General features: G+C 61.8%; 12 protein-coding genes. 3 read left to right on the top strand and 9 right to left on the bottom strand.

Annotated features, from left to right (window positions below):
* Nucleotides 1-24: 24 nt before the first annotated feature.
* From ABC383_RS16215 to ABC383_RS16195, 5 genes are all read right to left on the bottom strand, one after another.
* Nucleotides 25-669 carry a protein-methionine-sulfoxide reductase heme-binding subunit MsrQ gene (locus ABC383_RS16215; RefSeq protein WP_413015081.1) on the bottom strand — a complete coding sequence of 215 codons (645 nt, stop codon included), beginning with the start codon at nucleotides 667-669 and terminating at the stop codon, nucleotides 25-27.
* Complete coding sequence (gene msrP, locus ABC383_RS16210; RefSeq protein ID WP_413015080.1) at nucleotides 669-1,643, bottom strand: protein-methionine-sulfoxide reductase catalytic subunit MsrP; 975 nt, start codon at nucleotides 1,641-1,643, stop codon at nucleotides 669-671. Before msrP ends, ABC383_RS16215 begins: the two co-directional genes overlap by 1 nt.
* An 88-nt stretch (nucleotides 1,644-1,731) precedes the next feature.
* A complete protein-coding gene (ccsB, locus tag ABC383_RS16205; protein WP_413015079.1) occupies nucleotides 1,732-2,898 on the bottom strand; it encodes a c-type cytochrome biogenesis protein CcsB in 1,167 nt (388 codons plus the stop codon).
* A gap of 86 nt (nucleotides 2,899-2,984) precedes the next feature.
* A complete protein-coding gene (locus ABC383_RS16200) occupies nucleotides 2,985-5,087 on the bottom strand; it encodes a cytochrome c biogenesis protein ResB (RefSeq protein WP_413015078.1) in 2,103 nt (700 codons plus the stop codon).
* 100 nt (nucleotides 5,088-5,187) lie between these two features.
* Complete coding sequence (locus ABC383_RS16195) at nucleotides 5,188-5,847, bottom strand: c-type cytochrome (protein WP_413015077.1); 660 nt, start codon at nucleotides 5,845-5,847, stop codon at nucleotides 5,188-5,190.
* 150 nt (nucleotides 5,848-5,997) lie between these two features.
* Between ABC383_RS16195 and yihA the strand changes: the two genes are divergently transcribed.
* From yihA to ABC383_RS16180, 3 genes are all read left to right on the top strand, one after another.
* Entirely contained in the window at nucleotides 5,998-6,723 is a 726-nt protein-coding gene (gene yihA, locus ABC383_RS16190; RefSeq protein ID WP_413015076.1) for a ribosome biogenesis GTP-binding protein YihA/YsxC, read from the top strand.
* Between the two features lie 179 nt (nucleotides 6,724-6,902).
* Nucleotides 6,903-7,919 carry a porphobilinogen synthase gene (gene hemB, locus ABC383_RS16185; protein WP_413015075.1) on the top strand — a complete coding sequence of 339 codons (1,017 nt, stop codon included), beginning with the start codon at nucleotides 6,903-6,905 and terminating at the stop codon, nucleotides 7,917-7,919.
* 24 nt (nucleotides 7,920-7,943) lie between these two features.
* Nucleotides 7,944-9,050: a magnesium transporter CorA family protein gene (locus ABC383_RS16180; protein WP_413015074.1), complete on the top strand. Its 1,107-nt coding sequence runs from the start codon at nucleotides 7,944-7,946 to the stop codon at nucleotides 9,048-9,050.
* Between the two features lie 60 nt (nucleotides 9,051-9,110).
* Here the strand turns inward: ABC383_RS16180 and ABC383_RS16175 are convergent, their stop codons facing one another.
* The 4 genes from ABC383_RS16175 to ABC383_RS16160 all read right to left on the bottom strand — a co-directional run bounded on the left by ABC383_RS16175 (nucleotide 9,111) and on the right by ABC383_RS16160 (nucleotide 12,788).
* Nucleotides 9,111-9,749: a peroxiredoxin gene (locus tag ABC383_RS16175; protein ID WP_413015073.1), complete on the bottom strand. Its 639-nt coding sequence runs from the start codon at nucleotides 9,747-9,749 to the stop codon at nucleotides 9,111-9,113.
* Between the two features lie 99 nt (nucleotides 9,750-9,848).
* Nucleotides 9,849-11,648 carry a protein-disulfide reductase DsbD gene (gene dsbD / locus ABC383_RS16170; protein WP_413015072.1) on the bottom strand — a complete coding sequence of 600 codons (1,800 nt, stop codon included), beginning with the start codon at nucleotides 11,646-11,648 and terminating at the stop codon, nucleotides 9,849-9,851.
* Nucleotides 11,641-11,973, bottom strand: coding sequence for a divalent-cation tolerance protein CutA (gene cutA, locus ABC383_RS16165; RefSeq protein ID WP_413015071.1), 333 nt, complete (start codon nucleotides 11,971-11,973; stop codon nucleotides 11,641-11,643). The genes dsbD and cutA overlap by 8 nt, the downstream gene beginning before the upstream one ends.
* Nucleotides 11,974-11,999: 26 nt before the next feature.
* The gene (locus ABC383_RS16160; protein WP_413015070.1) at nucleotides 12,000-12,788 is read right to left on the bottom strand and encodes an ABC transporter permease; all 789 of its coding nucleotides are present in this window, start codon (nucleotides 12,786-12,788) and stop codon (nucleotides 12,000-12,002) included.

The following is a 12,788-nucleotide window of genomic DNA, read 5'->3' as shown; positions in this document are numbered from 1 at the left end:
GTTGCGCGCCGGGGTGGCGCAGCGTTAGCCAGCGGCCCGGGCGCGCACGCCCTGCCCTTGCATGAATCGCCAGTACAGGCGCAGCAGCAGCAGGGCCGCCACGATCAGCCCGAACAGGATGGGCTGTGAAAAATCATTCTTCCCCGCCTTCATCCACCAGTAATGCAGTATGCCCAGCGGCGCGATCAGATAGATCATCCGGTGCAGCAACTGCCAGCGCTTGCCGCCAAGGCGCTTGATCATCGCATTGGTGCTGGTGGCCGCCAGCGGGATCAGCAGCAGGAAGGCGCCGAAGCCCACCGTGATGAAGGGCCGCTTGACCACATCCTTCAGCATTTCCGCGACATCGAAGAAATGGTCGAACCAGAGGAAGGTCAGGAAGTGCAGCGACGCGTAGAAGAAGGCGAACAGGCCCAGCATGCGGCGCAGGCGCACCAGCCAGTTCCAGCCGGTGAAACGCCGCAAGGGCGTGACGGCCAGCGTGATGCAGAGAAAATACAGCGTCCAGTCGCCGGTGTTGCGGGTGATGAACTCGACCGGATTGGCGCCCAGCTGATCGGTAACGGTGAAGATCACCAGACGCAGGAAAGGCAGGCAGGCGGCGATGAACAGCACGCCTTTCAACAGCTTCAGCTGCCTGGCATCCAGGCTGGCAAGCGTGGTTGCCATCAGAACTGCTTCTTCAGGTCCATGCCGGTGTACAGGCTGGCCACCTCGTTATAGCCATTGAACATCAGCGTCTTGCGCTTCTTGGCGAACAGGCCGTCTTCGCCGATGCGCCGCTCGCTGGCCTGCGACCAGCGCGGATGATCCACATCCGGATTGACGTTGGAGTAAAAGCCGTACTCCGATGGCGCCGATACATTCCATGCCGTTTTCGGCTGGCTGCTGGTGAAGCGGATCTTGACGATGGACTTGGCGGACTTGAAGCCATACTTCCACGGCACCACGATGCGCACCGGCGCGCCGTTCTGGTTCGGCAGCACTTCGCCATACATGCCCACCGTCAGCAAGGTCAGCGGATGATTGGCCTCGTCCATGCGCAGGCCTTCCACGTAAGGCCATTTCAGCACCGGGCTCGACAGGCCGGGCATCTGCGCCTTGTCGGCAAGGGTGACGAATTCGACGAACTTCGCGTTGCCGGTCGGCTCGACTTTCCTGATCAGCTCCGACAGGGAAAAGCCGACCCACGGCACGACCATGGACCAGCCTTCGACGCAGCGCAGCCGGTAGATGCGCTCTTCGAGCGGGGCCAGCTTCATCAGGCTGTCGAGGTCGAGCGTCATCGGCTTGTTGACCTCGCCTTCGATGGCAATCGTCCATGGCCGCGGCTTGAGCGATCCGGCATAACGAGCCGGGTCGCTCTTGTCGGTGCCGAATTCATAGAAGTTGTTATAGGTGGTGGCGTCCTTGTAGCTGGTGGGCTTGTCCATCACCACGAAAGCGGGATTGGGCTTGGCCGCGAGCTTCTGGGCGCCTTGCGCAAAGGCTTCGCGGGTCGCCATTTCCAGCAGGGCGCCGCCGGCGATGGTGCCGAGCGCGAGTTGCTGGACAAACCGGCGCCGGGACTCGAAGACATGACGGGGCGTGATTTCGGATGCGTACGGCAGGTCGATGCCGTTGGGGCCGCGTTTGATCAGCATGGTGTTGCTCCAGGGTGCATGAATTAACTGGAGAACAGTACACCAAAACCGGCGTGCGCGTTGTACGCCGGCTGGCCTCAGTCAGGGGTTACAACTGGCCGTAGGAATGCAGGCCCGACAGGAACATGTTCACGCCCAGGAAAGCAAACGTGGTGACCAGCAAGCCGACCAAGGCCCACCAGGCGGCGATCTGTCCGCGCAGGCCCTTCATCAACCGCATGTGCAGCCAGGCGGCGTAATTGAGCCAGACGATCAGGGCCCAGGTTTCCTTCGGGTCCCAGGACCAGTAGCCGCCCCAGGCTTCCGCGGCCCACAGGCCGCCCAGGATCGTGGCAATGGTGAAGAAGGCGAAGCCGACCGCGATTGCCTTGTACATCACATCGTCCAGCAGCTCCAGCGCCGGCAGACGATCGGCCAGGATGCCATGGGACTTGCACAGATAGGCCGTGCCGACCATGGCGGCCAGCGCAAAGGTGCCATAGCCGATGAAGTTGGCCGGCACGTGGATCTTCATCCACCAGCTCTGCAGCGCCGGCACCAGCGGCTGGATCTCGGCTGCGCCGCGGCTCACGGTGTACCACAGCAGGAAGCCAACCGCGGCGGAAATGACCAGCAGCACGAAGGCGCCCAGTTGCCGCGTCGCGTAGCGCTGCTCGTAGTAGAGATAGAACAGCGCGGTGATCATGCAGAACAGGATGAAGACTTCATACAGGTTGGAGACCGGAATATGGCCGACGTCGGCGCCGACCAGATAGGACTCGTACCAGCGCACCAGCATGCCGGTAAAGCCCAGCACCACTGCCGCCCAGCACAGCTTGCTGCCGATGGCGCCGCCAAAGTCGGAGCGGGCGAGCAGGCCGCCCCAGTAGAACAGCGTGGACAGGAAAAACAGGGTGCTCATCCAGAGGATGGCGGACTGGCTGGACAACATGTATTTCAGGAAAAACCGGGTATTGGCCATGTCCAGCGAGCCGGCATACATCCATATTGCGGAGAGCGACAGCACGGCCAGCAGGGCCATCAGCCAGCGCACCGGCTTCCATTGCCAGCCCAGCCAGGTAAAGGTCGGCGCCGACAGGAGCAGAATGCCCTTTTCGTAGATGTCCATGTAGGCGCCATACCGGTTCAGCGCGAACAGTGCGCCGGCCACCAGCGCCAGTGCGTACAACCAGTCAATGGCGCCAAGGCGCCGGAACAGTCCAGGTGGCTGGGTATAGGCGACGCCTTGCGCGGTGCGTTGCTGCGTGAGTTCCATCTTTCTTCTCCGGTTGCGCCGGCCTGCGGCGCCACATTGATGCGTTATTCCCTACAGGCTGCCAGTATAGTGGATCGCTGATTGGACTAAGCGGCCTGCCCATGCAGCAGGGCTGCCTTCAGCTTGTCGTATTCCTTGTCGAAATCCAGCGTGCGGCGCTGGGTGCTCATGGCCATCAGCGCATGGGCATGGCCATCGCCTCCGGGTTTGATCCATACCCAGACCCGGCGTTCCCGGATGTAGAGCATCGCAAATACGCCCAGCACCAGGAACAGGCAACCCAGATAGACCACATTCTTGCCCGGCGACCGGGTGACCTGCAACACCGATGCCTTGACCTCATCGAACGAGGTCAGATTGAGGTAAACCGGCGAGCCATAGAAGAAGGCGTCGGCGTAGGCATTGGTCGCCAGCTGCAGGAAGCGGGCGTGCTTGTCGTCCGCCTCCACCGCCTTCAGGCCGTCCTTTTCACGCGCGACCTGCCACAGGTCCCACAGGCTGCCGTTGAGTATCTTCATGAAGATGTCGGCTGCCTTTTCCTGGTCCGCCTGTGGAATGCGCTCCAGGAAACGCGCAACGGCGACATAGCCTGCTTCCTTGTCGTTGCCGGCGAAGATGTCCATGCCCTTCTGGGAGGACTCGACCAGTTGCCGGCGCACCGCATCGCTGCCGCCCGGCAAGGCCCGTTGCGCATAGCGTTCAGCCGCCTGCAGGCGCATGGCCGGGCTCTGAAGGGCCGCCCGTAAGCGCATCCATTCGTCGACCGAATCATTGTCGTCGGCCGGGATACGCAGATAGCGGAACTGTTCGTTGGGCGTATCGCGCACGCCGGTCAGGAACACGTAGCTGCCGTCCACCAGAACGGGCTGCATGTAGTTGTGAAATTCACGCGCCTGGCCGGTCTTGTCGCGCAGCTTGTACTGCAGGCTGGGGCCGACATTCTTCAGGTCCTTGGTATTGGCGCCCTTGCCGGCCGAACCGAGTTGCTGCTGCAGTTCATCGGCCAGGCTTTTGCCCTTGGCAACGGCGCGCAGGTCCTGGCCGTTCTGCGCCATGTTTTCCACGTTGAAGGGCCGGAAGCCCGACCATTCGATCGTGTATTCGGCATTGCCGCCCTGGCCGCGGTTGACCAGCGGCGTGGTGCCGCTGACTTCGCCATTGAGAACGAAACTGTCCCTGCCCGCGCCCTTCATCGGGTAACCGGTCACCTTGAGCTTGCTGCCGCCGTCCTCGAAGCTGGACTGGTAGACCGCCAGGCCCTTGTAGATCAGCGGCTGGTTGACCTTGATAGTGGCCGGAAAGCTCTTGCCGGTCTCATGGTCGGTAACCTGCACCTCGCTGGCAAACAGCTTGGGCATGCCGGTGGAATAGAAGTCGATGATGAAGCGGTCCAGCTTGATGGTGAATGGCAGGTCCTGCAGCAGCACCCCGTTCTGGCGCGGGATGATGGCCGTACTGCTGCTGCCGCCTTCCGGAATCAGGGTATTGCCGCGGAAAGTGGGGTTGGCCAGTCCAAGCCGGTGTTGGGCCGGGATCTCGGCAATCACGCCATTGCCCATGAAGGGCGTCTTGCCATACATCCATTCCTGGAAGCGGATAGGCAGATCGGAGTCGAGCAGGCCGCCCACGCAGATGATCACGATGGCGCTATGCGCAAAGATGTAGCCCCACTTGTTGGCGGCGCCCTGCTTGGCGGTGATCAGCGTGGCCTGGTCCTTCTGCACGATTTTCACCTTGTAGCCATGCGCCGCAATACGCTCGGCGCTCTGCTGCACCAATTGCGCCTCGCCCTGTTCGCCGCGCCATTCGGCCTTGTGGTGAAAGTTGCGCAGCGACTGCTCACGCACGTTCTCGCGCCAGCTGCGCATGTCGGCCAGCATGCGCGGCGCATTGCGGATGATGCACAGCGAAGTGGAAATGACCAGGAAAGCCAGGATCAGCAGGAACCACCAGGCGGAATAGACGCTGTACAGGCCGAGCTTGCCGAACACATCGAACCAGAACGGGCCGAACTGATTGACGTAGTTCGTCATCGGCTCGTTCTGCTTCATCACCGTGCCGATCACGGAAGCAATCGCCAGCACCGACAACAGGCTGATGGCGAAACGCATGGATGACAACAGTTCGACCACGCCGGCCAGTTTCTGGCGCTCGGTTTTCAACTGTATGCCTGCGGTGCTGGTGCTCATGTTTCTATCTCTGTGCGTTGCTGTTTCTACAAGACTGCATTACGAAAAAAAAGGGGCAGCCACGGCCGCCCCTTCATTCGGTCTTGTTGTTCTTGTTTTGTTATTTGAGGCCGGCGATGTAATCCGAAACTGCTGCTATTTCCGCATCCGACAGGCGGCTGGCGATCATGGTCATCTGCTGGCTGTTGTTGCGGGCGCCGCCACGGAAGGCAGTCAGCTGCGCGGACGTATATTCCTGATGCTGGCCAGCCAGCCGTGCGTAAGGCGCCGGGATGCCAGCGCCGTTGGCGCCATGGCAGCTTGCGCAGGCCGGCACGTTTTTCTCGGCAATGCCGCCGCGGTAAATCTTCTTGCCCAAGTCGATCGAGGCCTTGTTCTTGGCTGCGCCCGGCTTGCTTTCCTGCTTGTCGAGCCAGGCTGCGACATTGTGCATGTCTTCTTCCGTCATGGCCTTGGCGATCGGCGTCATGATGGGATTGTTGCGCTCGGGTGTACGGAAATTGCTCAGCTGCTTGTAGAGATAGGACTCGTGCTGGGCAGCCAGCTTCGGGTTCTGGACGATGGTGGAGTTACCGGCAGCGCCATGGCATGCCACGCATGCGGGAATGTTGCGGGACGCATCGCCATTGGTGTAAATGGTTTCGCCCTTGGCAGGATCCGCTTTCACGGCTTTGGCGCCTTCGGCAGCACCAGCCAGGGAGGATACTGCCAGCATTGCGATAAACAAGGATTTTGCAACTGGTAGAAACGCACGATTCATTCAGACACCCTGAGGCTTGATTTTAGATTCTTAACCGCCGTCCATTCTGCCCTGCGCTGAATCTCATTGACTGGCACGACAGCATTTAACCGCCTATTGTACAATAGCTTTCCGGCTTTCGCCTTCCCAGCAGTATATTCTGTACAAACCATGTCCCAACTCTGGCAGGCACGCTTCTTTACTACCGTTAACCATCTGCGCGACCTTCCCGGCACGCGGGTGCCCGAAATTGCCTTTGCCGGCCGCTCTAATGCCGGCAAGTCCACCGCGATCAACGTGCTGTGCAACCAGAAAAAGCTGGCGTTCGCTTCAAAGACGCCCGGCCGCACGCAGCATATCAACTACTTTTCCATCGGTGGCGCCCACGTGGGCCAGCATCGCAAGGATGAAACCCGCGTCGATGAGATCCGCGGCCTGCTGGTGGACCTGCCGGGTTACGGCTACGCCGAAGTCTCGGGCGACGCGAAGCTGCACTGGCAGCGGCTGCTGGGCGACTATGTGCAGCGGCGCGAGCAGTTGGCTGCGCTGGTGCTGATCGTCGATTCACGCCGCCCCTTCACCGATCTCGATATCCAGATGCTGGAATGGTTTGCGCCAACCGGCAAGCCCATCCACTGCATACTCAGCAAGGCCGACAAGCTCAACCGCAATGACGCTGCCAATGCGTTGCGCCAGGCGCGTACCCTGCTGGGCAGCTATGTGCAGGAAGACGGCAGCCCATGCCCGTTTACTGCCCAGCTGTTTTCGGCATTGAAGCGCACTGGCCTGGAAGAAGCGACCGAACGCATCGAAACCCTGCTGGGACTGAATCTGCCGCCGCAAGCCGCGCAAGCGCCTGAAGCCGAGGATGCGCCGAAGGATGACGAACAGGCATAAAAAAACCCTGGAGAAAGGGGAGTATCTCCAGGGTAGTAACGCCTATCGTCAAGAACGAAAGGCCCCGCTCAGGGAGGAGAAGCGGGAGGTACTTGACGCACCTGTCGGTATGAGATGCATATTCCTGAAAAGTTTCAAATTTTTTTCCGCCCCTGATTTCCTTTCCTGAGAGAACAGCCATGGCCCAATTCCCTGCCCCGCCCCAGTTCCCTGCCATTCGCATGCGCCGCATGCGCAAGGATGCCTTCTCGCGCGCGATGATGCGTGAGAACGTCATCACCGCCGCCGACCTGATCTACCCCGTTTTCCTGCTGGACGGCAAGAACCAATGCGAGAAGATTGCATCGATGCCCGGCGTGGAGCGCATGTCCATCGATCATCTGTTGGGCGTGGCGGAAGAATGCGTGGCGCTGGGCATCCCGGTGATGGCGCTGTTCCCCGTCATTAACCCTTCATTGAAGACGCCGGACGGCATCGAGGCAACCAACCCGAAGGGCCTGGTGCCGCGCGCGGTGCGTGAGCTGAAGCAACGCTTCCCCGAACTGGGCCTGTTGACCGATGTCGCGCTCGACCCCTACACCAGCCATGGCCAGGATGGCGTGCTTAATGCCGACGGCTATGTGCAGAACGATGAAACCACCGCCATCCTGGTGCGCCAGGCGCTCACCCAGGCCGAGGCCGGCGTCGATATCGTGGCGCCGTCCGACATGATGGACGGCCGCATCGGCGCCATCCGCAGTGCGCTCGAATCGCATCACTACATCCATACCCGCATCATGGCCTACTCGGCCAAGTATGCGTCGGCCTTCTATGGCCCGTTCCGGGACGCGGTGGGTTCTTCGGCCACGCTGGGCAAGGCCAACAAGTCGACCTACCAGATGGATCCGGCCAACAGCAACGAAGCGCTGCGCGAGGTGGCGCTGGACCTGGCCGAAGGCGCCGACATGGTGATGGTTAAGCCCGGCATGCCCTACCTGGATATCGTGCGCCGGGTGAAGGACGAGTTCCGGGTGCCGACCTTTGCCTACCAGGTCAGCGGCGAATACGCGATGATCAAGGCGGCCGCGCAGAACGGCTGGCTGGACCACGACAAGACCATGATGGAATCCATCATGGCATTCAAGCGCGCCGGCGCGGATGGCGTCCTCACCTACTTCGCGCTGGATGTCGCGCGCCGCTTGAAGCACAACCCCTGATCACGCCCGGAGCAGTCTGCCTGCATGGATCTCTTTCTGGTTACCCACGCGCAGGTAAGCCGCCTGGACGCATTGCCATCCATCCTTCCGCCGCAGGGCTTTCTCTGGCTCGATGCCAGCCATGAGGAAGTGGCGGCGGCGCCCGAGGAATGGCGGGCGGCGGTGGAGCGGGCAACCGGCGTCTCCGTCTACGACCCGCATCTGACCGATGCCGTCAACCTGCGGCATCCTTCCTATTTCGACGCCACCCAGGATTACGAAATGGTGGTGTTCCGCAAGCTAGCGCTCAATGGCGAGGCTGGCGGCACCGAGGTCGCCAGAACGCCGGGCGGCAACACCAGGATACTCACCCGTCCAGTCACCTTCCTGGTGATGGACAATGCGCTGGTGACGGTGCGGGCGGCACATAGCCGCACCATCGAAGCTGCCCGGACCCGGATGCTGGAGTACCGGCCCAAGGCCAATGGCAGCAGCCACAGCGGCCGCCCGCCTTCCTCGCCGCGCGAACTGATGCTGCGCCTGCTCAATGCGATGGTGGATCAGTATCTGGACCTGCGCGCGCCGCTGTCACAGCAAATCGATCGCTGGCAGCGGGCGCTGCTCAACACCCAGCGCCCGTTCAATGACTGGATGGCGCTGCTCGATGCGCGCATCGAACTCAGGAAGCTCGATCATCTCTGCGAGGAGCAGCACGACGCGCTGCAGGAACTGCGCGACCATTTCGTCGACACCTTCCATAGCCAGGATGACAGCCGCGCCAACGACCTGCTGCTGGTGCGCATCAACGATGTGATGGAGCACATCACCCGCGTGCTCAACCATGCCCGCCGGCTTGAATCGTCGATCGAGTCTGCGGTGCAGATCCACTTCGCGGCCATGGCCCACCGCACCAGCGAGATCATGCGCACGCTCACCGTGATCACCGCTTTATTCATGCCGCTGACGCTGATCACCGGCATCTTCGGCATGAATTTCGAAGTCATGCCGCTGCTGAAGAACCGGGAAGGTTTCTGGATCACCATGGGCGCCATGGTGGTGATGGTGGCAGTGCTGTTGTTCTTCTTCCGCCGCAAGCGCTATATCGAGGAACGGGTGCGCGACTTCGTCAAGACGGACGTCCGCCCGAAATAAAAAGCGCCTCCGACTGGAGGCGCTTTTTATTGGTGCTTCTTACCTTTTACTTGCTGCTCATTACTTGTCGGGCTGCGGCGTCAGGCGCAGATAGGGCTTGGGCGCGGTATAGCCCTTCGGATATTTCTGCTTGATGACCGCTTCATCCTGGATGCTGAGCGGAATGATGACGTCGTCGCCATCGCGCCAGTTGCCTGGCGTGGCCACCGTGTACTTGTCCGTCAGCTGCAGCGCATCGATGACGCGCAGCACCTCATCGAAATTGCGGCCGGTGCTCATCGGGTAGGTGATGATCAGGCGCACTTTCTTCTTCGGGTCGATCACGAACAGCGAGCGCACCGTCATGGTTTCGGACTGCTCCGGGTGGATCATGTCGTACAGCGTCGCCACGGTCTTGTCGGCGTCGGCGAGGATGGGAAAGCCCACCACGGTTTTCTGGGTTTCCTCGATGTCCTTGATCCAGTCCACATGCTTCTCGGCCGGGTCGACCGACAGCGCAATCGCCTTGACATTGCGCTTGTCGAATTCCGACTTCAGCTTGGCGGTCAGGCCCAGTTCGGTGGTGCAGACCGGCGTGAAGTCGGCCGGGTGGGAGAACAGCACTACCCATGAGTCGCCAGCCCACTCGTGGAAGCGGATGCGGCCGATCGAGGAATCCTGCTCGAAGTCTGGTGCGGTATCGCCTAAACGTAAGCTCATCTTGCTCTCCTTGCCTTGTTATAGAAATGAAAACTATAGCGCCTGTGCCGGCGCGGCTCCAACGATTTTTACCGATTATGCAAATTACCTGTCCGCAGGTCAGCGGCTGACCAGGGCCAGCGAGCGCAGGAAGCGATCGGCATCCTGATACCCGATCACGCGGCCCTGGGCGGCTTCCACGCCATCCTTGCCGAAGAGGATGATGCCTGGCGGGCCGAACAGGCGATAGCGCTTCAGCAGCGCCCGGTCGTCGGCATTGTTGGCGGTGACGTCGGCCTGCAGCAGCACCATGCCTTCGAACTGTTGCCGCACCCGGTTATCGGTAAAGGTCAGCTTTTCCATTTCCTTGCACGAGACGCACCAGTCCGCATAGAAGTCCAGCATCGCCGGCTTGCCCTGCGCTTTTGCCTGCGCCAGTGCGGCGTCGAGCTCGGCAATGGAGCGGACGCGCTCGAAGCGGGTGACATGATGGTCGCTGCCCAGGTGCGCCAATGGCGCCAGCGGATCGCGTCCGCCGCTTGCCAGCCCGGCCAGTTCCACCGCGCCCAGCAGCATGAACAGCAAGCCCGCGAGCTTGCCGCGCCAGCCGGCGCCGCGCGGGATGATCAGCCATGCGCCATAGCCGATGCCGAGCGCGGCCCAGCCTGCCATCTGCAGCCAGCCCGGCAGCACCGGCGCCACCATCCACAGCGCCACTGCCAGCATCAGCACGCCGAAGAAGCGTTTCACCGCCTCCATCCAGGCGCCAGCACGCGGCAGCAAGGTACCTGCCGACAGGCCAATGGCGAGCAGCGGAATGCTCATGCCGACCGCCATTGCGAACAGGGCGCTGCCGCCAACCACGACGTCGCGCGTCTGGCTGATGTAGAGCAAGGCGCCGGCCAGCGGCGCTGCCACGCAGGGCCCGACGATCAGCGCCGACAGCGCGCCCATCACGAACACGCCTGCCAGCTTGCCAGCGGTCTGCTTTTCGGAAAGCTGGGTCAGCCGCGTCTGCACCATGGCCGGCATCTGCAGCTGATAGACACCGAACATGGACAGCGACAGCATGGCCATCAGCAGCGCGAAGGCGGACAGTATCCAGGGGTTTTGCAGCGCCGCCGACAGTCCCTCGCCCAGCAGGCCGGCCGATACGCCCAGCAGGGTATAGACGATCGCCATGCCCAGGCTGTAGGTGGCCGATAGCAGGAAGCCGCGCAGGCGGGTCGCCTTTGCGCCCTCGCCGACAATGATGAAAGACAGAATGGGCACCATGGGCAGCACGCAGGGCGTGAACGACAGCCCAAGCCCCAGCAGCAGGAACAGCGGCATGATCGCCAGCAGGCGGCCGCTGCGCAGCGAGGATTCGATGCGCCCCATCTCGGAGTCTGCGTCCGGCAATACTGCGGCAGCGGAGGAGCTGCTACCCTGCGCACCCTGTGCATCCGGCCCGCGCGCCGCGGCCAGGAGGCCGCCGCCTCCGGTAGGCGACAGCCGGGCCTGGGAGTCCATCGGCGTATAGCACAGGCCCTTGTCGGCACAGCCCTGGCTGCTGGCAACCAGCAGGAATGGGCCGGTCGCCTGTACCGGGATCGTGATGACCACCGTCTTCCTGTAGGTCTCGACATCCTTCTGGAACGTCTCGTCGAACTTGACCTTGCCCGGCGGGATCACTGGTTCGCCCAGTGTCGCGCCTTCGGCACGGAACGCGAAGCGCTCGCGATACATGTAATAACCGTCGGCGATCCGGTAAGTGACTTCGATCGTCCCGGGATCGAGCATCCGGCTGGCGAAGCGGAATGCCGCTTCCGGTTCCAGGTAATCTTCAGCAGCCCGTGCAGCGGGCGCAAACAGGCCCAGCACCAGGGCAAGCAGCGCGAACCATACTGGCACGCGATGGCGTAGTACCTTGTCAAGCATTGATGTCTTTCCTGGTTTCCTGCGTGATCCAATCCAGATAGGGCTGCAAGCCGGCCTGCACCGGCACGGCAATCACTTCCGGCAGCGCATAGGGATGCAGTTGCCTGATTGCCTGTTCCAGCTCATCGTAACGGTCGACGCTGGTCTTGATCAGCAAGGTCACTTCCTCGGCTTCCTCGACGGCGCCTTGCCAGCGGTACACCGACTGCACGCCCGGCAACAGATTGACACAGGCCGCAAGCCGGCGCTCCACCAGCGCCCTGGCGAGACCGCGCGCGCTCGTGGCGTCGGCCATATTGGTCAGAACGAGCATTGCCTGTTCCATGTTTCTACTCCTTACTCAGCCCTTGCCTATTTCAGCAGGCGCTTGCGGGTCAGCATGGTCGCCAGATAGAACCCGCCGATGCAATAAACCAGCAGGATGGCCAGGTCCGCCAGCGGCGTTGCCGGCCATGTGCCCAGAATCAGCGGCCGTACCAGGTTCACCGCCGCGCCCAGCGGCAGGAATTGCGACACCAGTTGCAGCCAGCCCGGCAGCTGCGCCACCGGATAGTAGACGCCCGACAGAAAGATCATCGGTGTCAGCACCAGCGTGAAATAGTAGGTGAAGAAATCATAGCCCTGTGCAATGGCATTGAATACCAGGCCCAGCGAGGCGAAGGTCATGCCGATCAGGAACAGCAGCGGCAAGGTGAGCAGCGTATGCGGATGCAGGCCTATGCCGAGCAGGAACATCACGCACAGGATGGCAATGCCGGAGAACAGCGACTTGGTGGCTGCCCACAGCATCTCGGCCAGCACCACGTCGTCCAGCGCCAGCGGCGCATTGAGCAGCGCCTCCCAGGTCTTCTGCACATGCATGCGCGAGAAAGCCGAATAGAGCGACTCGAAAGAGGAAGCCATCATCACCGACATGCAGATCGAGCCCGACGCCAGGAAGTGGATATAGGGAATGCCGTTGATGGTTTGCAGCAGGCTGCCCAGCCCGTAACCGAAGGCGATCAGCGTAATCAGCGGGTCGGCGATATTGCCCAGCACGCTGGCCACTGCCAGCTTTTTCCAGACCAGAAAGTTGCGGCGCCAGATCGGCAGGAAGCGCAGCGAGAATGCCGGCAGCGCATAGAGTGCAGTAGTGCTCAT

Source organism: Noviherbaspirillum phoenicis, assembly GCF_047237965.1.
Lineage (GTDB): Bacteria > Pseudomonadota > Gammaproteobacteria > Burkholderiales > Burkholderiaceae_D > Noviherbaspirillum_A.
The sequence above is the reverse complement of the archived record's forward strand: the minus strand, read 5'-3'. Positions and strand labels throughout refer to the sequence as shown.